This window comes from Bacillus sp. TH19 (assembly GCF_016651075.1).
In the GTDB taxonomy this organism is placed as follows: Bacteria; Bacillota; Bacilli; order Bacillales; family Bacillaceae_G; genus Bacillus_A; species Bacillus_A mycoides.
In genome coordinates this window covers 1,492,848-1,514,380 of the sequence record NZ_JAEKEO010000010.1, presented here as the reverse complement: position 1 = coordinate 1,514,380, position 21,533 = coordinate 1,492,848, and the positions used below count along the sequence as shown (strand labels likewise).

The 21,533-nt window shown below is 33.0% G+C and carries 16 protein-coding genes and 2 pseudogenes; 7 read left to right on the top strand and 11 right to left on the bottom strand.

The genetic code is table 11. The features are described from left to right. Positions 1-178: 178 nt before the first annotated feature. Both JFU54_RS25510 and JFU54_RS25505 read right to left on the bottom strand, forming a co-directional pair. Positions 179-1,189: a fatty acid desaturase family protein gene (locus JFU54_RS25510; RefSeq protein ID WP_002141320.1), complete on the bottom strand. Its 1,011-nt coding sequence runs from the start codon at positions 1,187-1,189 to the stop codon at positions 179-181. Positions 1,190-1,409: 220 nt separating this feature from the next. After that, the gene (locus tag JFU54_RS25505; protein ID WP_012260750.1) at positions 1,410-2,441 is read right to left on the bottom strand and encodes a serine hydrolase domain-containing protein; all 1,032 of its coding nucleotides are present in this window, start codon (positions 2,439-2,441) and stop codon (positions 1,410-1,412) included. 324 nt (positions 2,442-2,765) lie between these two features. Here JFU54_RS25505 and JFU54_RS25500 point away from each other — a divergent pair, with 324 nt between their 5' ends. Beyond that, entirely contained in the window at positions 2,766-3,485 is a 720-nt protein-coding gene (locus JFU54_RS25500) for a 4'-phosphopantetheinyl transferase family protein (protein WP_002141318.1), read from the top strand. Positions 3,486-3,701: 216 nt separating this feature from the next. After that, positions 3,702-4,542, top strand: a pseudogene (locus JFU54_RS25495) (dimethylarginine dimethylaminohydrolase family protein). Positions 4,543-4,623: 81 nt separating this feature from the next. On the opposite strand, the gene JFU54_RS25490 reads toward JFU54_RS25495, so the two are convergent. The 3 genes from JFU54_RS25490 to JFU54_RS25480 all read right to left on the bottom strand — a co-directional run bounded on the left by JFU54_RS25490 (position 4,624) and on the right by JFU54_RS25480 (position 7,418). Next, on the bottom strand, positions 4,624-5,043 hold the full coding sequence (locus tag JFU54_RS25490; RefSeq protein ID WP_002141316.1) for a VOC family protein: 420 nt from the start codon (positions 5,041-5,043) through the stop codon (positions 4,624-4,626). Between the two features lie 86 nt (positions 5,044-5,129). Continuing rightward, a complete protein-coding gene (brnQ, locus tag JFU54_RS25485) occupies positions 5,130-6,488 on the bottom strand; it encodes a branched-chain amino acid transport system II carrier protein (RefSeq protein ID WP_002141315.1) in 1,359 nt (452 codons plus the stop codon). A gap of 237 nt (positions 6,489-6,725) precedes the next feature. Beyond that, a complete protein-coding gene (locus tag JFU54_RS25480) occupies positions 6,726-7,418 on the bottom strand; it encodes an FMN-dependent NADH-azoreductase (RefSeq protein WP_016092819.1) in 693 nt (230 codons plus the stop codon). 312 nt (positions 7,419-7,730) lie between these two features. Between JFU54_RS25480 and JFU54_RS25475 the strand changes: the two genes are divergently transcribed. Then, on the top strand, positions 7,731-8,696 hold the full coding sequence (locus JFU54_RS25475) for an arsenic resistance protein (protein WP_201066858.1): 966 nt from the start codon (positions 7,731-7,733) through the stop codon (positions 8,694-8,696). A gap of 126 nt (positions 8,697-8,822) precedes the next feature. Here the strand turns inward: JFU54_RS25475 and JFU54_RS25470 are convergent, their stop codons facing one another. Next, positions 8,823-10,070: a DUF4153 domain-containing protein gene (locus tag JFU54_RS25470; protein WP_201066856.1), complete on the bottom strand. Its 1,248-nt coding sequence runs from the start codon at positions 10,068-10,070 to the stop codon at positions 8,823-8,825. A gap of 605 nt (positions 10,071-10,675) precedes the next feature. Further along, positions 10,676-11,551, bottom strand: coding sequence for a LysR family transcriptional regulator (locus JFU54_RS25465; RefSeq protein WP_000347551.1), 876 nt, complete (start codon positions 11,549-11,551; stop codon positions 10,676-10,678). Positions 11,552-11,689: 138 nt separating this feature from the next. Here JFU54_RS25465 and JFU54_RS25460 point away from each other — a divergent pair, with 138 nt between their 5' ends. Beyond that, positions 11,690-12,358, top strand: coding sequence for a YczE/YyaS/YitT family protein (locus JFU54_RS25460; protein WP_033708993.1), 669 nt, complete (start codon positions 11,690-11,692; stop codon positions 12,356-12,358). Between the two features lie 440 nt (positions 12,359-12,798). Here JFU54_RS25460 and topB read toward each other — a convergent pair whose 3' ends face one another. Next, on the bottom strand, positions 12,799-14,943 hold the full coding sequence (gene topB, locus JFU54_RS25455) for a DNA topoisomerase III (protein WP_002012275.1): 2,145 nt from the start codon (positions 14,941-14,943) through the stop codon (positions 12,799-12,801). A 438-nt stretch (positions 14,944-15,381) separates the two neighbouring features. Here topB and JFU54_RS25450 point away from each other — a divergent pair, with 438 nt between their 5' ends. Next, positions 15,382-15,927, top strand: a complete 546-nt coding sequence (locus JFU54_RS25450) for a hypothetical protein (RefSeq protein ID WP_002141309.1) — start codon at positions 15,382-15,384, stop codon at positions 15,925-15,927. Positions 15,928-15,978: 51 nt separating this feature from the next. Here JFU54_RS25450 and JFU54_RS25445 read toward each other — a convergent pair whose 3' ends face one another. Continuing rightward, a complete protein-coding gene (locus JFU54_RS25445) occupies positions 15,979-17,613 on the bottom strand; it encodes a multicopper oxidase family protein (RefSeq protein WP_201066854.1) in 1,635 nt (544 codons plus the stop codon). Between the two features lie 118 nt (positions 17,614-17,731). Then, positions 17,732-19,015 (bottom strand): aminopeptidase P family protein, encoded by a 1,284-nt coding sequence (locus tag JFU54_RS25440; RefSeq protein WP_002012280.1) that lies wholly within the window; start codon positions 19,013-19,015, stop codon positions 17,732-17,734. A gap of 223 nt (positions 19,016-19,238) precedes the next feature. Between JFU54_RS25440 and JFU54_RS25435 the strand changes: the two genes are divergently transcribed. Together JFU54_RS25435 and JFU54_RS25430 are read left to right on the top strand one after the other, a co-directional pair. Beyond that, positions 19,239-20,231: a F510_1955 family glycosylhydrolase gene (locus JFU54_RS25435; RefSeq protein WP_201066852.1), complete on the top strand. Its 993-nt coding sequence runs from the start codon at positions 19,239-19,241 to the stop codon at positions 20,229-20,231. A 110-nt stretch (positions 20,232-20,341) separates the two neighbouring features. Continuing rightward, positions 20,342-20,590, top strand: coding sequence for an urease accessory protein UreH domain-containing protein (locus tag JFU54_RS25430; protein ID WP_242489447.1), 249 nt, complete (start codon positions 20,342-20,344; stop codon positions 20,588-20,590). A 58-nt stretch (positions 20,591-20,648) separates the two neighbouring features. Here JFU54_RS25430 and JFU54_RS25425 read toward each other — a convergent pair. Next, positions 20,649-21,515 (bottom strand): annotated as a pseudogene (locus tag JFU54_RS25425) (LysR family transcriptional regulator); the annotation flags it as partial. Positions 21,516-21,533 lie beyond the last annotated feature (18 nt).

Here is a 21,533-nt window from a genome sequence, read left to right as displayed (position 1 = left end):
GAATCAAAATTATTTACTAAATTTTAAAAGGCTCTATAGAACTTAATTAGCCACCTAACATCTCCCAATTTTTTTTATTAATCTAGCTCCCATTTATATTTTAGGGTGCAATCAGGAATTATCTTTGGTAAACCATTAAATTTCCATACAGCCTATGTAGCACAACATGTATAATGATCTATTTCCCTTTCACTTTATTCCAAAATGGTATCCGTCCTTGTATATCATCTATTACAGAAGAGAATCCTGGTGCAGTGGAAAAAAAGAACCCTGTACAATGATGCGCTTTTTGATATTCTTCATCTTTCATTAAAATAAGATGAGCCTTCTTTATATTAAAGTGTGGAACAGCAGGGAACAAGTGATGTACCAAATGGTATGAGTTTCTATGAGGATGAATGAGAAAACGCTCAAAAAAATTCCCAAAAGAATTTCTTGATGCAAATATCTCATTTTCCGATTCTAGTCCTGCATGTTCGGCCATTTCAGCCCAATATTTTAACATTTGAAAAGTTGTTAAAAACGGAACTACCCAAAATAAAATCAACTCTTGCCAGAAACCGAAAACAATTGAACAAATAATGATAGCGCCCCAATATAGAGTCCTGATTATTTGATCAAATCTAGGTTCCTCTTTTGCATATGCTGTTACTTTGATCATTCCAATCAAATAATTCGGCACATGTACTAAGAACAAAGGCTTTAAGCAATGCTGAATAAAAAATTCCATTTTATTTTTAGTCGGTTTATCTAACCCAACAATTTGATACCTTTGCTTATCAGGGTCTATCTCACTCCATAAATACCTGTGGTGATTCATGTGACTCTTACAATATGCTTTATAAGAAATCATTATCGGATAAGCAGCAAAGAAACATGCAACCCACTTATTTAATTTACGATTTTTAAAAAGCATACGATGACTTGACTCATGCATCATAATATCAAGGCCACGCATACGGCTACCAATGATAACAATACTAATCAAATACATCCACATAGTAGGGATAAAATAATTCAATGCAATTACTAAGGACACAATACCCCAATCCAATCCTATGGCAAAAAAATTATACCAATTGTTGGTTTTTTGTAATTCGCGAATTTCCAAGTTGATTTCTTTCGAAAAACGATGCTTCTCTAACTCTTTCTTTTGACTTTCCCCTAAATCGGTAGTTCCTCTAATCATATTATTAACTCCTTTATATAGAAATTAATGCTGTTGATTTATATCAGGAATCCTTCATTTAAATCCTTAACAAACACCCTTAGGCTCTCAAAATTTATACTCTAATTAATCATTTAAAGCGAACAATCCAACAGTTTTTATAAGCATATTAACTCTTAGTTAAATATTCATATCCTTTTTTATTTTGTAGGTATCAAAAAACATCCATGAATCTCAAAAACTAAATCTTTTTTTCAGAAATTAATTTATCAATCCCACTTTTAAGAGGAACTACATTTCGTTCCACATTAGACATAATATGGAATTGCATCTTAGACTTTGCATTTACAGATGAATGAACCCTCACACCTGGATCAAATCCAAATACAAAATATTTGAGAATCTCATCATTTTCCATTGAAATCCAAACACCATATCCATAATGTAAACTATTATTTTTCACATAAGGAGTTAACAACTGATTAGTGTACTCTTTATTTAGGAGTTTCCCATTAAATAATCCATTCCAAAATTCTCCTAAATCTAAAACTGTTGTAAAAGCCCCTCCATCTGGCCCACCAACTATAGGGACCGAATAGATATTAGTTCTCCAAGTGTTATCATCTTTATTATCTATATATCCAAGTGCAGTTCGTTCCGGCAGTTGATCCATCCGGAAATATCCTGAATCTGACATGCCACAAACCTGAAATATATTCTCTTTTACATATTCTGCAAACTTCATCCCTGTCAATTTTTCTACAATCAACCCAAGTAAAATATAACCTGCATTACTATAAGAAAATTTACTTCCAGGATTAAACTTCATATGATAATTTTGAAACATAGGCAGAAAATCTGCAGGAGATTTAATAGAATACATTGGTGTATCCTTCCATAAATCTTCAAAATCATCCATTTCTTCTTCATCAAAATAATCTGGTATGCCCGAAGTATGAGTTAATAAATGATGAATTGTAATGCCTTCATAAAAATGTGGGAATGAGTCTTCTAAACACTCTTTCAAACAGGTATCAAAAGTTAAAACACCCTTTTCAACTAATTGACATATTGCCACTGCAGTGAAAATTTTACACCCAGAAGCCATACCAAACCGAGTACGTGATGTATTAAAAATTTGTTCACTTCTATTCGCATATCCAAATCCATCTTCAAAGATCTTTTTTTTATTTTGAATTAAAATCGCACCTGAGAATGGTAATTTATCATCATAATTCTTTATAAATTCTTTTATTTCTCCAGAAATTATCACTTACCCAATCCCCTTTTATTTTTCTGATTTTTCCAACTATTAAACAGGATTAATTGTAACTTCATTTAATTTTCAAAGCAATCTAAAATACATAACAAACCTTGAGAAACTTTTTTAATAATTGAATTGACTTCAAAAAAAAATAAAACATAAGTTTGTTCATTTCTTCAAAATAGCTATACAATAACACTTAATATAATTCACATGATTTCTCAATAAATCTTATATCGCTCTCTATAATTTAATGGTAGTTGATAAATAATAAAATTAATTATACATTTAAATTCTCTTGAGACTATTATTTATATTGTTAGTGAGGTCATTATGAAAAAAATTGATAGTTACTTAGAAATTATTGCAGTTAAATTAGGAATTTTACTACCCTACAAAGACATAGAGCTGAAACTCACAGAATTACCTAAAAATGAAAGGGAAAGAATTTTAAGATTTCATAAATTAGAAGATCAACAAAGAACATTATTAGCTCATCTATGCATCAGAAAACGTTTGCAAAGATTATTGCTCATACCTGCAGATACTATCTCTATTAAAAGAGATCGAACAGGCCGCCCTTTTTTAAATAAATATCATGGTTGGAAGGGGGATTTTAATTTATCTCATTCTGAAGAATGGATTATATGTGGACTTGCTTCAACTGGACGAATTGGTGTAGACATTGAAAAAATTCAACCTATAGATCTTTCCGTAACCGAACTATGCTTTACTCAAGAAGAAATCGACTATTTTCAGTATATTCCTCACGATAGACAGTTATCGTTTTTCTTTGATATTTGGACTCTAAAAGAATCATTTGTTAAAGCAATTGGAAAAGGACTTCTATATCCATTAGATAGTTTTGGCTTCAATATGGACGATTGGTCCCAAAATAAAATAACCTTACGGAACACTAATTCCGATTTTAGTCAATTCTATTTCTGCCTAAATCGGTTAGAGCAAAATTACACTATCGCGGTTTGTTATACAGATTTGGAACAGATAAACAATTCATCTATAAAGATACTAGATTATTCTGAGTTCCTATAATTATTTTACGTTTTTTCTAGAGCAATGATACACCCGTCGTTATAAAAAACTGAAAATACAGAAAAATAACAACTTATAATAATCACTTTAATTATTATAAGCTCAATCTTTTTAAGTTCATATTTTATTACGTTTTATCTTCTGTATCCAAAAATATTTTAAGCTTCAATCATCGTATAACAATTTAAAAATCACCTATATTGGAGGATTATTAGAATGAGTATTTTAAAGTCATATTGCTCAAGTGAATATAGTACGTTAAAAAAAGTTGTACTATGCGAACCATTATATATGAATATTTCTAGCGGTATAAACAAGACCCAAAAATATTTTATCAATTTAGGCTTTAATGTAAATCTAGCGAGAGAACAATACTCAAAATTTATTGATATACTTAAAGAAAATAGAATACACACTTTAATGCTACCTCCTGAAGTACGCTTTCCCGAACAAGTTTTCACGAGAGATATCGGTTTTACTGTAGGGGAAACTGTTTTCATTTCTAACATGAAAAATGAAGTTCGTAAAGGAGAAGAGCAAATTTTCAAGAAAATATTATTAGAAAAAGATATTACTTATATAGATTGTATTAATAGTCATATAGAAGGCGGCGACGTCATTATCGATCAAGATATTGTATATATTGGCGTAAGCAATCGAGACGTTATTTAACTCTGTAATAAAACTTCAACAGTTGCTCACACACTATAAAATAATTCCTGTTCCTTTTTCCAAAGATTTTTTACATTTAGATTGTGTTTTTAATATCATTTCAAAGGAAGAAGCCTTAATATATCCACATGCATTTAGTAATAGTACATTAAAAATGTTATCAGATCGTTATAATTTAATAGAAGTATCTAAAAAAGAGCAATTTACTTTAGCAACCAATGTATTATCTTTAGGCAATAAAAAGATGATTAGTTTACCCATTAATACTACAACAAATAAAGAGCTGAGACTTAGAGGTTATGAGGTTATTGAAATCGACTTTGGAGAAATTATAAAATCTGGCGGATCATTTCGCTGCTGCACTCTTCCTCTACAAAGGGGATGATTAAAAAACTAAAAATTAAAAGCTCACATTATAAAGGTGTTACGTTATTACGTAACACCTTTTCTCAAGGATAAACTTCCTTTACTTCTCTTCCGGATAATCACAGTACTCAATGATTGTTCCCTCTGTATCCGCTGGGTTAAGATAAATTAATCGTCTACCATGTTTATTAATTCGAAGCGTATGTTCTAACGTTCGAATCCCTTGTTCCTTTAATTCTTCTAAAGCTACATCTAAATCGTCTACACGATACGCAACATGATGGACACCTTTCCCTTTTTGCTTTATAAATCGTGCTATTGGAGAAGTCGAATTATTCGTTGGCGCAAGTAATTCGATTCTATCACCATCAACTTCAAGAATAGCTACTTCGCTTTCAACACCAGGTGCTTCACTTACGTATCGATCTATTAAAGTTCCTGATAAAACCTTTTCATAAAACTGTATCGTACTATCTATATCACGAACTGCGATCCCGATATGGTCAATTGTTTTTTTCATTTTATTTCCCCTATTACTTTATTTTTTCTATTCTTATCAATAGTAACAAAAAAAGTTATAGAATCAAATTCTATAACTTTTTTCATTTAACTTATTTTCTTATTCGCACTAGCTGCTGGGCGAACTCCATTTTTCATTTTCACAACGCTAATGCCGTATCCAATTAATCCACCAATTACTGCTGGTAACACCCAGCCTAATCCAACCTCATGCATTGGAAGTAACTTAGTAAGAATATCGCTCACTACTGCTAATTTCACACCAGCAGCACTTAATCCATCAAACATACTTACAATAAATGTTACTAATAAACTTCCCTGATACACTTCAGCTCTTCCATTGAACAATGGGTGAAGGAACGTTAGGAAAATTAATACGATTGCTAATGGATAAATCGCTGTTAATACAGGAACTGAAATTGAGATTAATTGTGTTAAACCTACATTTGCAACAACTGCACTGAAAACTGATAACATAATTGCAATCGTTTTATATGGAATACTCGGGAATAGCTTATGGAAAAATGAAGAACACGCTGAGACAAGTCCAACACTAGTTGTTAAACACGCTGCTATAACCATTATACCTAATATAACTCCGCCATATGAACCAAAATAATAGCTTGAAACTTTTGCTAACACTGCACCACCGTTATCTAAGTGACCAAGTTTTGCAACACTTGAAGCTCCCATAAAGGAAAGTGCTGAATAAATTATTGCTAAAATAGATGCAGCGATCAATGTTGCTTTTGCACAAACAATCATAATTTCTTTTTTTGTTTTTGCGCCCTTTTCTTTAATAGCATTGATAATGATAATACCAAATACGAATGATGCTAACGTATCCATTGTTAAGTATCCTTCTTGGAACCCTTTAAAGAACGCATGTGATGTATAAGCCTCTGCAGGTGCTTGCATTTCTCCCATTGGATGAATAAAAGCAAAGACTACCAAAATTCCAATAAACGTTAATTTAATTGGCGTCAAGATTTTTCCAACAATATCGACAATTTTCGCAGGGTTTAGCGAAAAAAAACAAGTGATGCTAAAGAATACAATTGTAAAAAGAATTAGCGCTGTAGAACTTAAGCCTTCTGGCACGAAAGGCTTAATACCAATTTCATAAGAAACGCTTCCTGTTCTAGGAATAGCGAATAACGGACCGATTGCTAAGTATAAAACTGTCGTAAATACAATTCCGAATACTGGATGCACTCGGCTTGCTAATGACTGTAAATCTTCTTTACCTGAAATCCCAAATGCTAATACACCTAGTAATGGTAAACCTACTCCTGTTACTAAAAATCCAGCGTTAGCAATCCATACATTCTCTCCTGCCGATTGACCAAGCATCGCTGGGAATATTAAATTTCCTGCTCCAAAAAATAGTGCAAATAACATTAATCCGATAACTACTATGAACGAAAACGGTACTTTATTCGCCATAATATAACCCCCATTCAAATTTCCTTATTTCATTTTCCAATTTTAACTAATTGAATTTTCTGAATATTTAATTTAAGTATCAACTATTCTTGAACTCATTATAGTTTGTTATATAATATTTTGCAATACTATTTTCAAACTTTTCATTCATTTTATGAATATACATTTTTTAACATGGAAATTAGACTAAAAAACCAACATGGTCATCCATGTTGGTTTTACATTTACTATCATTAATTAAAATTTCGCCGCTACTTTCTTAACGTTATCTAAACCTTCTTCAACAATTTGCTGTGAACGATCTGGATATTGATTGTGTCCTTCAATTACAACTGTCTCTGGATTTGCAATTCCCCAGAACCCAAGTACGTTTGTAACGTAATTAACAGCCATTTCCATAGGAGCCATTTGTTCAGAAGAGTAATCTGAACCACGAGCACCTAAAACAACTACTTTCTTATCACCAACTAAACCTTCTGGACCGTTCGCTGTATATTTAAACGTTTTTCCCGCTTGAGAAAGATATGAAATATACGTGATTAATGGTGCTGGTACTGTAAAGTTCCATAATGGGAATGCAAATACTACTTTTTCAGCTTCTAAAAACTGGTTTAAGTACTTATCCACTGTAGCAACTGCCTTCTCTTCTTCAGCTGTTATCTCCATTCCTTGACTACGTTTATATCCACCTGAAATAGCGATATTTCCGTAATACGGAAGATCTAATGCGAATAAATCTAACTCCGTAATTTCTGTATTCGGATTTGCTTCCTTATAAGCACTTACAAATGTTTCATACATTTTTGAACTAATCGCTTGCTCCGCTGGACGATCGTTTGCTTTTACAAATAATACTTTTGACATTGTTTTATTCTCCTCTACTTTTGTATTTTCTTCTTTTTTACCAAATAACGAGCTAAATAATCCCATTTTCTTCACCTAAACTTTCTTATCATATTCATTATTCATCATCATAAAAATTCTTATTCTAATAAAAAGTTCCAATAGATACCTTAACCTAAGTAACTCAAAACTTTTTGTTATTTAATTACCTTATGTAAGTGATTGTAATACATCTACTTACTTTAGTCAAGTAACTTCTTAAAAAGAAAAATATCTCGGATTAAAAACAATAAAGAAATATATTTCCTCATTCAAAATGATAAATTCGAAAACACATAAGTGAAATCCCTTGTATAATACAACTAGAGAGAGAAATTCATCTATAGAGAGGATTTATTAATGAGTACTTTAGAAAAGATTCAAACCTTTATCATTCTTGCAGCTGTTATATTCGGGGTTATATTAGGACAATTTAATATGATACATATGTATTCGGAAAAATTTATTGTTCCCTTCTTATTTTTCATGCTTTATGGATTATTCCTTAGCATTCCATTAAAGGATATAAAAAATGGATTCCGCAACTTAAAATTCGCTGGAACAAGCCTAGGTATTAACTTTATATGGACACCTTTTCTTGCTTGGGGATTAGGCGCGTTATTTCTTTCAGATCACCCAGCACTTTGGGTCGGCTTTATTATGTTAATGGTTACTCCGTGTACAGACTGGTATTTAATTTTCACAGAGATTGCAAAAGGTAACGTCGCATTATCTACATCAATTCTACCAGTAAATTTAATTTTACAAGTACTACTGCTTCCAATATATTTATTTTTATTTGCTGGTGTAATGAAGACTGTAGCGGTTTCTATTTTAGTAGAAAGTATTGTTATCGTAATCGTCTTACCATTTTTACTTGCGCACGCTACAAAATTCATTATGCATAAAATGAAAAAAGCTGAAACACTTGAGAATAAACTCATTCCGTTTTTTAGCTCTGCTCAAATTGTATTTTTAAGTTTAGCAATAGTAGCGATGTTCGCCTCACAAGGTAAGTACTTATTACAAAATATGAATGTTGTTTTATTGTTACTTATACCTGTATTACTGTTCTTCATAATTAACTTTATACTAGGACAGTTTGTAGGACGTATGATGCATTTATCCTATGAAGACACTGTAAGCCTAAGCTTAACAACATTAGCGAGAAACTCGCCGGTTGCACTCGCAATTGCTGTGACTGCTTTTCCAGACGAGCCTCTTATTGCACTTGCACTCGTTATTGGGCCGTTAATTGAGTTGCCCGTTCTGGCTTGTGTTTCACAAGTGTTATTGCTTATTAAGAAAAAACAACAATATACATAATAAAAAACGTCCTATTTTGGGACGTTTTTTTATTGTCGAGAAAGTATAGAAGTAACGATACTTATCGGCTCTAAGGATTTTATACGTTATAGAAAATTAGCTTGTCGTTACGTTAACAAAGTCTTTCTAATTAAAAATTATAGGAAAAGTAAATATAACGAAAGCTGCCCAAAGTCCGTAGATTGGCAAATACTTCGTAACGGCATCTTGGATAGCTGTCGGTCCTGATTTGTTTTGTAGAAAACGCATATAGGATAACATAATCCAAATGAGATTTGCCCAAATCAGTATGTTTACTCCTAAAACAGCAAGTCTATTAGGTGTAATCCCGTAAGAAGAAAGTCTGAATACGATAGCTGATAAAGCCACAGTGTCAATAATAAGCGCAAGAACAATTAAGGCAAAATTGATATAATCTGAAATGTTCTTTCTCTCATCTGAATCACTCTCAACAATGGAAAATATGGTAACAGCCAATACACCAAGGAGTATTCCGTTGAAGGCCATTAGGAAATTGCGGTCCAAGAACGGATTTTTCCCGACCCATATAACCGTTATAAGATAAATCAACAATGTGATCAGTACGAGAGGACTAAAAATTTTAGATATGTATGGTGTAATATTCTTAGCAAGTTTAAGATTCATTGATGCCAAGTATGCAGCCACAATAGCGAGAGCGGCAGCACCAAATAAAATAACATTACTAAAATAGAAGTCTTCTATATTCAAGTCAACAAACCTAAATAACTGCATGGTTAATGCTGCTAGTACCATTCCGCTCACTGCCATGCTGGCGTAGAGAATACCATATTCCAAATTAAATTTAATATAAGCTAATCTCGTACTTCCTTTTGAATATTCATTTCCTGTAAACGCAAGCCCTACTAAGACCCATAACAATATAGGAAGATGTAAATAAGCAAGGATAATGCTGTCTTTATAAGTTAATGGCAACATATTAAGATACAACCCGGAAATTAGGAACAACGCTACAAGGGAATAAATAATACTTTTTTTCGGAGTATTATTGTAAACAAAATAAGCAGCAATAAAGGGAATTACACCAAAAGCCAAGTTAATTGGAGCAATTGCTCCCTGTTCGACAAAGTGAAAAATGATTCTGGTGCTTAGCCCAGCTAGAATAGCTAACATGCCCATGAATAAGAAACCTTTTTGAAACAGCGATATTTTTTCTGCATTTTCCGTTTCCTTGAAATGCATCCTTTCATACCAAGCAGCTAGAAGCTGAGAATCAGGGTTTTCATCCCATGCTTGTGAGAATGACTTTTTAAAAGCTTTCGGGTCTTTTCTATACATTCTCTCCAACTCATGAGGGTTATCCATATTTTCAATTATTAAATTGTTAACCTCCATATTTATACCTCCTCTATTTTAAAAAATAAAGTTGTTACCTTTTCCATAAAAAGCACCACACTTATTTATTATGTTTTTGATTTTAATATAGAATTTATCGTTTTGCAATAAAATTTTATTATTTTAGATAGTATTTTTGTTGTATATTTTTATTCCAAGCAAAAACAAAAAGCATTCCTCATTCAAAGAAATGATCAAAATGATATAAACGTCCAATTTAATAACACCTTTTCAAACAATTATTTCAAATAAATTTTAGTGCTAGTATACAAAACTCTGTAATTATAAAATAAAAAAGCATGACATAAAATTGTCATGCTTTTTCTTTTCTATCTATTTTTTCAAACCTAATACAGCACATTTTACTCAGGAAAGAGCTTTTTCATTTGTTGAAACCACTTATGTCCTTGTATAAAAAGTTCTTTACTAATAAGTAATGTAATTACTGCGTTTTTCAAATTAGTAAAGAACTTTTTACCTTTTATTTATATAGCTACAGTCAGTTTTGAAACTTCCTCAAGTAAAGAACTTTTTATCCCGGCTCAATTTTTCGTAAGATGTCTTTATTACTTGATTGAAGGCTATTTTTGCTTTGTTCATATCTCCTAATCAACCATTTCCCAAAATTGAGATGCTACTTTGGAAATTCTTTGGTCTTTTAATTTTACTATTACAGGCTCTAACTGAAAATCAAATTGTTTCAATTCAAAAAGCGTTGTATGTTCTAAAAATGATGATGTGTAATCCATTCTTGGAATAACGGATAATCCTAGTCCTCTACTAACAAGTGCTACAACCATCCTTATATCTTTACACTCGATAATGATATTTGGCTTGACTTGATGTTCATCAAATACTTTGAAAAGGTCTTCATTGAAGGAGAGTCCTTCCATTGCTCCTAGCATAATGAATGGAAACTGGGCAATCTGTTCAATCGTCACATGCTGTGATGAAAACGATGTTGCCCAACTTGATGGAATAATCACAGCGGTTGGTTGTTTTTTTAATATTTTCATCTCATATTGTTCACTATTGCCCAATCGTAAAAGTAAGGCAACATCAATTTCTCTTTGTTCTAGTCTTTTTAATAATTCTTCTGAATTTCCAGTTACTATTTTTATTTTGACATTAGGGTATTGCGTTCTAAACGTACTAACATAGTCAATGAGCATATTCGAACATGTAGACGATACACCGATACTTACTGTTCCGCCTATACCTTGTTCAATTTCTTGAATTTGCTGCTTTACATCTTGAATTTGCATTAACATTTGATTGGCATATTGGTATAGTATTTCACCTGTTGCTGTAAGCTCCCATTTTTGACGATATCGATGAATTAAAGTTGTGCCAAGATCAGTTTCAAGCTTTTTTAATAATTGGCTAAGTGGGGGCTGCGCGATATGGAGCACTTCTGCTGCCTTAGAAATGCTTCCTTGTTTCACAATTTCTTTAAAGTAATATAATTGCCTGAAATCCATTGTATCTCTCCGTCATATGTTTTTTGATATAATTAGTTTATCATATATATATTTTTCATATGTCGAATTTAGCGTTATATTTAATTCTATAGCTATAGTCTTTATATTGCTAATATTAACTAGAAAGTGAGAGATACTATGAATCATTGGAGTAGAACCTTGAAGCGCATCATCTTATACGTGCTCGGGTTATTTTTTATGTCGATTGGCATTAGCATGTCGATTCAAGCAGGATTTGGTGTATCGCCTGTGTCATCATTAGCATATGCAAGTACGCTAACGATTGGTTTATCGGTTGGTGTGACAATGGCGCTTGCAAATGTTTTATACATTATTATTCAAGTGATATTAAGTAAACGAATGGAGTTAAATGAATTTGTGAGTCAATTCATTATTTCGTTTTTATTTGGTTTTTTCATGGATGCAACGCTCTTCCTTGTACAACTTTTCCCTGCACCTGAAACTCTCCTTGCTCGAAGTGTATATTTGATTGTTAGTTTATTTGTTATAGCGGTCGGTTTAATGGGCTATACAACAGCGAAACTGCCATTAATGCCGTATGATGCGTTAACTTATGCAATTAGTGAAAAATTTAATTTAAAATTCGGTAAAGCAAAAATTTTGAGCGATTTAATAAACATTTGTGTGGCTGGTGCAATCTGTATAGTTTTCATTCAATCATTAGGCTCAATCGGAATCGGCACACTAATTGCCGCCTATTTTATCGGCAAAATTTTAGGGTGGATGCTACCGTATTATCAACCACCTCTCCAACAATGGGTATTTAAAACAGAAAAGGCTGTCTAAGGAATCATAATAAAGTACAGGAAAAATAGATGAATCAAATTCCTCAGCCGAAATCAAATAATGAATTTTACACCTTACCAAGTGCCAGTCCACATTAGGAATGGCACTTCTTTATTACTGCCTTTTCTTTGACCTTCTATCACTTTGGTTAAATGATGAAACAAACATTGTATTAAAACTAACCTGCCGTTTAGTTAAAGAAGGATCTTTAAACAACTTTTTTATATTTTAAAAGACTTTATTGCTACTTAACACTATTTCATACTATCTTTTCAAACAATTATTTCAAATAAATTTTAGTGCTAGTATACAAAACTCTGTAATTATAAAATAAAAAAGCATGACATAAGATTGTCATGCTTTTTCTTTTCTATCTATATTTTCAAACCTAATACAGCACATTTTACTCAGGAAAGAGCTTTTTCATTTGTTAAAACCACTTAATTCTCAAACACAAAATTAATCTTATTATCTTTCCACTCTAACTTCGCATCAAACGTTTTCTCGCCTTTTTTAAAGCCTTTAATTAAATCGGTCTTCTCACCTTTTAATAGTTTCGTCATGTTTTTTTGCGAAATAGCTTTGCTTAAAATCTTCTTCGAGATGGTAAAGTCACATTGTGTTGTATTGTAGTTAGAACAACCGTAAAACGTCGACTTATCAATAACATCGCCATCACATTTTTTACAGTTCCCCACTTTTTTACCTGTTGTAAATTTCGATCCTTTTCGCTCAATCGATTCAACATGTAATCCGGTGAAATCCCATTTCTCCGACATTTCTACCGCGTCTTCAATAATTTTAGCTGATAGCTTTTTCGTTTGCTCCATAAATGTCGCTGGTGAAGCTGTACCTTCTCCAATTTCCGCAAGGCGTTGTTCCCATTTTGCTGTCATTTCTGGTGAAGCTAGTATTTTATCACCGATTGCTGTAATTAATACTTTCCCTTTATCGGTTGCGTACACTTGGTTTTTCTGTACATCTATATATTTACGGTCTTTCAGCATCGTAATGATACCGGCACGAGTCGCTTCCGTACCTAAACCTTCTGTTTTCTTCAATACTTTCTCAAGCTCTTCATTCTCTAAATACTTACCGGCCGTTTTCATTAACGTAATGAGTTGTCCTTCTGTATAACGTTTCGGTGGCTGTGTTTTCCCCTCTTTCACTTTCACCTTTACAACTTTCCCTTGTTCACCTTCAGCTACAATTGGAAGAATCGTTTCGTCATCTTTATCGTCTTGGAAAATGACTTTACGCCATCCTTCTTGAATTTGTTGTTTTCCTTTCGAAATGAACGCAGCACGTTCGTCTACAAGAGTTGTAATCGTTGTGTAGTCAAAGATTGCTACTTCATAATGCGCCGCAATCAGCCTTCTTACGATCATATCGTAAATTTTCTTTTCATCACCTGATAGTTTGCTTGGATTTGTAACTTGCTCTGTCGGTATAATTGCGTAGTGATCTGTAACTTTCTTTTCATTCACATAACGCTTATTATTCATAATCGATTCAATTGGTGCTGGCAATAAACCTTTATATTCATCAAACTGACTTAACTTCTGTAAAATATCAGGGAACGTCGCTGCCTCTCCTTGTGTAACATAGTTAGAATCCGAACGAGGGTAAGAGACAATCCCTTTTTGATATAGTGCTTGCGTTATATCAAGTGTCTTTTTTGGTGAAAATTTAAAGGCTTTATTCGCTGTCGCTTGCAGTGCTGATAAATTAAATAAAAACGGCGGCTGAAACTCTTTACGCTCCGTTTTCATTTCTTTTACTACAGCCGGTTTGTTTTGACAAAACGCTGCAATTTTATTTGCCAAATCAGGGTCATTTAAGCGGGACTCATTATCTTTCTCCCATTTCCCCTCATATTTCTTTCCTTCTATATTAAAGGTTGCGAACACTTCCCAAAACGGCTCTGACTTAAAGTTCTCTATTTCTTTTTCACGCTTTACAATGAGTGCTAATGTTGGTGTTTGTACACGACCAGCGGAAAACACATCATTCATTCCTTTTTTCTTTAGCAAAATACTAAAGACACGCGATGCATTCATACCAACGACCCAGTCAGCGCAAGATCTTGTATATGCTTCGTAATACGTATTAATCGTATCTGCTTCATCTAGTAAGTTTTTAAATCCTTGATAAATAGCTTGCTTCGTTAAAGATGAAATCCAAAGACGCTTCATTGGCTTTTGCACGTTGCAAAGATTAATAATGTTTCGTACGATCAATTCCCCTTCACGCCCAGCATCGCCCGCGTGAATAATTTCTGTTACCTGAGGATTATGTAACAGCTGTTTCACAACGTTAAATTGCTTATACTTTGACTTTGTTACCTCAAACTGAAAACGCTCTGGAATCATCGGTAATGTATTTAATGACCATTTCTTCCACTCAGCGTGATAATGTTCTGGATTACATAACTGCGTCAAATGACCAATTGCCCATGTACAGTACGCTCCATTTGGAAATAACTCATTTGCTTCTACTTCTAAATATCCATCTTTCCGGCGATATTTAAACTGTGAAACAAGAGCCAAACCTTGATCTGGTTTCTCGGCAATAATTAATTTCATCTTCTAACTCCCTATCTGTATTCCAGTGTTACTTTCATTGTCTATCTGTTTAGAAGCGATGATAAAACAACCATCTTATTTATCATTCGCGGTTTGCCTCACAAATGGGAGACCTATAATATTATACGCTTATTCTTTATAGCTTCACAATAGAAACTCATTATATAACACTTTCTTTCTCATGCTTATAGACAAAAAAGACGCTCAAAAACCGAACATCTTTTCCATTCACTACTACTTGCTTACATATATTCTTTCAAAATAAAAATACAACAATTCTTTATGAAGCATCGTCCACTAAGAGAACCATCATTATTTGAAAATTATATTGAACTTACCTTTTTTAAATTGTGCAGATAATTTGCAGATATATATTAGCATAAGTACTCTCCATTTGAACATATGATGAAGTGAATGATAGGACAGGGAGGTATCATGATGTTCGCTTATACGTTAACTGCCTTAACACTTTGTTGTATCTCGATTATTATTACATCATATATTTCTAAACGTAAGGGTACCCTAATGGAGTATATGGTATTTATTATGTCTTTTAGTATGTGTATCGGTTTAAGTATAGGTTTTTATTTAGGGATTCTCTTCAAAGGAGAATTACTATATTCTACTTTGCTTGCTATTTTGATTAGTGGGTTTATCGGTTTTTTAGTCGGTCTACGTTTTCACCTATATACTGCTTTAGAAGGACTGTTCTCTGGATTAATGGCAAGTATGATGGGAGCTATGATTACAGAAATGTTAAACGCTCAACAAGCCCACAGTATACTGTTCATTAGTCTTTTACTTACTATAACAATAACTATGTCATGTATAATTCAACTTTTATCAGAAACCTTTTCTACTTTTATCCAACGGCGTTTTTTATTATTACTTTCAATTAGTGTGGTAATTATTGTTGCCGTGTTCGTGACATTCCCCGATCATACTCCCCCATCTTCATCCGGGCACGATCAACATATGCATTAACACTTGCAACGAAAATAAATAAGCAGCTATCCATAGGATAACTGCTTCATATTATTCTGGCTTATTAGGAATGTTAGGGTTTGGAACATAATCAGATTTATAATCTGTATATTTCACTTCTGTTACCATCCCCGCTGAAGCATGGTGTAAATCATGACAGTGGAACATCCATTCACCCGGATTGTCTGCTACAAAGGCTACTTCATATTCTTCTCCTGGTTTGAAGTTCAAAGTATCTTTCACAATTGGAGAACCTTCTATCAGTTTTCCATCTTTACTCAACACCTGGAAGAAGTGACCGTGTAAATGCATCGGGTGATCGTCCATTTTAGAACGATTTACCAATTTTACTTTTACTAAATCACCCTTTTTTACTGGAATCGGGTCAATGTCCGGAAATACCTTTCCATTAATTGTATATACCATTTCATTTCCATTCATTTGCGTATTCAAGTCCATATTATATGTGGCAATATATTGTTGATTTAACGTGAAACTACCTAATTTTTTAGCACCATATTTCGTCATATCTAATTTCGGTAATTTTTCTTTTTCGTTTGCTTTATCTTTCATCTCTTTGCTGCCATCATATTCAATAACAGCTTTCATTCCTTTTGCACCTTTACTTTCTGAATGGTCTTCAACGTACCATTTTCCAGGATTGTTAGCTGTAAATTCAATATCATAACGTTCACCCGGTGCAATTGAAATTACTTTGTCTTTTATAACTTTTGGATCATTAATTGGTTGACCATCTGTTGCAATTACTTTTAAATCATGACCGTGAACGTGTATATCATGTGATAGATAACCCGCATTAACGAGTCGAAGACGAACCTTATCACCCTTATTCACTTTTAATGGCTCTACTAAATCTCCACTTTTACCATTGATTGTGAATAAGTCATACATACTCATATCATGACCTTCCATCTTCATATTTCCATGGTCCATTCCTGCCATATTACTAGAGTCTTTTTTATCACTGTCCATACCGGAATGATCCATGCCTTTCATATCATCATTCTTTTTCGTATTTTCATTACCCTTAGATTTATTACCTGTTGGCCCTTTTGTCATTTCTTTTAACTGCTTATTAATTTCTTCTTTATCTGTAACCCATTCATCCAACATTAATGTGTAATCTTTATCATATTTTTCATTAGTATCTTCTACAATGAGAGCACCATATAAACCTCTATCTAGTTGATTCACAGAATCTTGATGCGAATGATACCAATATGTTCCTGGTACGTTCGCTTCAAATTCATAGGTGAAACTCTTTCCAGGTTCAACCGCATCTTGCGTCACACCTGGAATTCCATCCATGTTATTTGGGACAGGATACCCATGCCAATGAATAGATACTGGTGCAGATAATTCATTTTTTAATGTCACTTTAACCTTTTCACCTTTTTTCACTCTAATTTCTGGACCTGGGGATGAGCCATTAAATGTCCAGACTGGAACAATAATACCGTTACTTAGCTTTTGCTTTTCTTCTTTCGCTACTAAAGTAACTTCTGGCCCTTTTACAACTTTCAATGGTTTTGTAGCCGTTTCAGTCTGTGTTGTTTTTTTATCTTCCATATTTTTATGATCATTTGTTGTATTCGTGGTCGCAGAACATGCAGCAATTAAAGATATTACGGAGACTGTAACTGCTGTTAATATAAATCTCTTCAATGAAAATCCCTCCTTTTTCTTTTTCAAGATTATTATAGAAGACAATTTTCAAGAAAATATGGAGGTTTAAAATGGCCCAAATAAAAAGACGCCCAAAATTGAGCGCCTCTTCTAATAATTATTTCGTAACAACTTCATCTTCTTTTACATTCACATTATTTTCACTCATAAACTCTTCAATCTCTTCAACTTCTCTAATGATATCTTTTGACAAGTTTTCATACCCATCTTTTGTTACAAGGATATCATCCTCAATACGAATTCCAATTGATTCTTCTTCAATATAAAGACCAGGTTCGATTGTTATAACCATACCTTCTTCTAACACTCTATCTTTGTATGTTCCTACATCGTGAGTATCTAAACCAAGGAAATGGCTGACGCCATGATAATAGTATTTTGATAACTCTTCATCTTCTTGAATTAAACCAATTGCTTTACACTCTTCTGCCAGTACCTTTTTTGTATGCTCATTTAATGCAGTAAACTTTAATCCTGGCTTAATAAGCTCCGTTGTTTCTTTCAATGCTTTTAACACTATATTATATATTTGTTTTTGGCGACTAGAGAATGTTCCACTAGCTGGGAATGTGTAACTAATATCAGCGTTGTAGTAATCTTTTTGAGCACCTAAATCGAGCAGCACTAAATCACCATTTTGAATTTGTGCATCATTATCTTCATAATGAAGGACTGTAGCATTTTTACCACTCGCCAAAATTGTATTGAATGCATGATGTTTAATTCCAGATGATTTAAGCGTAAAATCAAAATGAGCTTCTAATTCATATTCCATCACATCTGCTTTTGCATGCTTCAGCACGTTATAAATACCCTCTTTAGTTACAGCAATCGCTTCTTTAATGATTTCAATTTCTTCTTCCGTTTTAAACACTCGTAATTCACAAATATGCGGATATACATTACCAATTAAAACGTGTGGATACTGTTCTCTTACATATTTAGCAAACGCTAACGTTTTCGTCTCAGTACCCTTCCACTCACGACGCTCTAAATCTAAATACAGATGCTTCACATTTTCTGTGAAAAGTGTATTTGCCATTGTCTTCTCAAAGCTTTCTATATATACAACTTTTTTTATGCCTGAAATTTGTTCTGCATCTTCTTTAGAAACTGTTTTACCGTCCCATTTTTCCATTACTGGATCTGATTTTTCAATGAAAAGAGTTTCTTCCACACTATTTCCAAACTTTTTCAACATGAAAATAACATTTGGCTCATCGATTCCCGTTAAATAGTAAAAATTTCGATTCGGCACAAATTTATAATGTGCATCGGCTGACATATGAGGTGCTTGCCCAGCAAATAAAATAGTAATAGATTCATCCGGTAATGTGTTTACTAATCGTTCTCTATTTTGAGCAAAAAATGTTGATTTCATAATAATCCCCCTAGCGTTCTATGTATAATTTTGAAACTGATTATCCAATATAATTCATTCTATTATTGTTATAATTTTTCGTCAATTAATAGTGCTCATAGAGAAAAGAAAATCTTCATTACTAGGGCCCCTTCCACTCTAAATTATGCATACCACTCCACAATTTATTGACATTTATTTCATATACTTAAAATCTCATATATATGGAAAGGAGTCTACAAAAGTGAAACATTATGTAGCAACAGGGTTAGCAATTACTTCTTTATTAATAATTACAGGATGTTCTAGCAATGCTGAAACAGCACCAGCTAAAAAAGAAACGGTGCAATCTCAGCCCAAAAATAAAGAAACAGCAAATACGATTCCGCAAAACTTCTATAAAGTAATTACCTCTGGAAAAATCGAGCACATTCATGGAATTGGCTACACGGGAAATATGCCTGGGGTTTCTATCGCAACTCACAGTGGTATAAAAGTTTATCAAAATGGTAAATGGTTTGAAACTACGACTGAGCTACATGATTACATGGGATTTCAGGCAACAAAGAATGGATTCGTTGCCAGCGGTCATCCTGAACCAGGTGCAAATTTAAAAAATCCTTTAGGGTTAATGAAAAGTTCTGATGACGGTAATACCCTCGAAAAGCTAGCGTTTTATGGAGAATCTGATTTTCATAACCTTGCTGTCGGATATAATACGGAAGCAATTTATTTATACAATGAGCGTCCAAATTCTAAATTACAACAAGGTTTTTATTTCAGTACGAACAACGGACAAGATTGGAAAAATAGTAAATTAAACGGTCTTTCAAGTACAATCCACTCCTTTTCAGTACATCCGGATCAATCTAGTGTTGTAGCAGTAAGTGCTAAAGACGGCGTTTATTTATCTACAGATTACGGGAATACTTTTAAATTATTCTCTAAATCTCTTGAATCGACCGCAGTTACATTTAGCGATGAAGATGTCATTTATGCCTCTATTAATAAGGAAAACAAACAAATGATAACGAAGCAATCTATCGCTACAAATGAAGAGACAAACATACAAGTTCCATCTTTAGATCCTAAAGATACAATTATATATATTTCACAAAACCCTCAAAATTCAGCTGAAATGGTATTTGCTACAATGAAAGCAAATGTGTTTCTTTCTACGGATGGTGGTAAAACGTGGAAGCAGATTATTAAAAATGGAACTTATCAGGTATTATAAAAGGAAGAAGTTTCTTCTCTACCATCTTCCCTATCAAATTTATACGAAAATAAAATGAAGTCAGCTCATTTTTACTTGGGTTCTTCTTTTCTTTAGCTTTCTGTCCGACTATGTTCGTTCTATTTTTCGGAACGTTAATCCCTTTATCTTTATCATATAATTATGGGTACTTATTTCCGACATTCTTTTCAATAGGAACCGCTCTACCTATCGTTGTACTTATGTTCATCATCTCCTACCTTGGATTAAATGGAGCACTACTTAAAAAGAGCCGAAAAACAGGAAAAAACATTCAGCGTATAGCAGGGGGACTACTCATTTTAATCGGACTTTATGACATATCCTTATATTGGGTATAAATAAAAAAGGCAATTTCAAGTGAGTCGAACTTACCTTTTTTACAAACATGTTATTATTTTTCTTTTTTTGTAACTGCGCTAATAAATTCATAGCAAACGTCAGAAACAATGGGTCATTTTCTTTTTTAGGTGACCATTGCATTATTAGTTGCCGTGGAATTTTAATTTCAATCGGTTGCACGATGAAGTCATGAATAATTTGTTTATGAAGTCCTGATAACGGAACGATTGTTATACCGTTAACTTGTAAAGCCAGTGCTAATGCTGAACTAATGGTCTCTGATTCCATCACTTTATTAACTACTATTTCATTTTTCGTCAAATATGGTTCAAGTACTTCTTTACAACCAGAGAGCGGCATTATAAAAGGATAATTTTTCAACTCTTTCATTGTAAGACCAGATGGAACTGACTTAGAAGAAACCATAACATACGGATCTTCACCAATTACATCATAATGAAATCCTGGTATTAAATTTTCCTTTATAGAAATAGAAAAATCTGCACTTCCAGAAGACAGCCAATCTAACACTTCTTGATAGCTTCCTTCTCGAACTGCAAGCACATACTGACTTTGATCAAAATTACCTAGTTCGATACACTCCGCCAAACAATATACAGTAACTGAAGGATATGTAGCTAATACAATCTTATACAAGTTATTATTTTTTAATTGTAAAGCTGTTTCTTCAAGGTTTTCATACTCCATTAGAAGTCGATCTACACAAACTAAAAATTCCTTTCCATTTTCAGTTAACATCGTTCCTTGTCTAGAGCGATCAAATAAAGTTAAAGCATATCGTTTCTCTAATTTGTTTATGATATGAGTTATAGCCGGCTGTGTCATATGTAATTCTTTCGCTGCTAAACTAATGCTGTTCAACCGAGCCACATTTTTAAAAACTTTAAAATCAAAAACGTTCATTCTGTTCTCCTTATATAA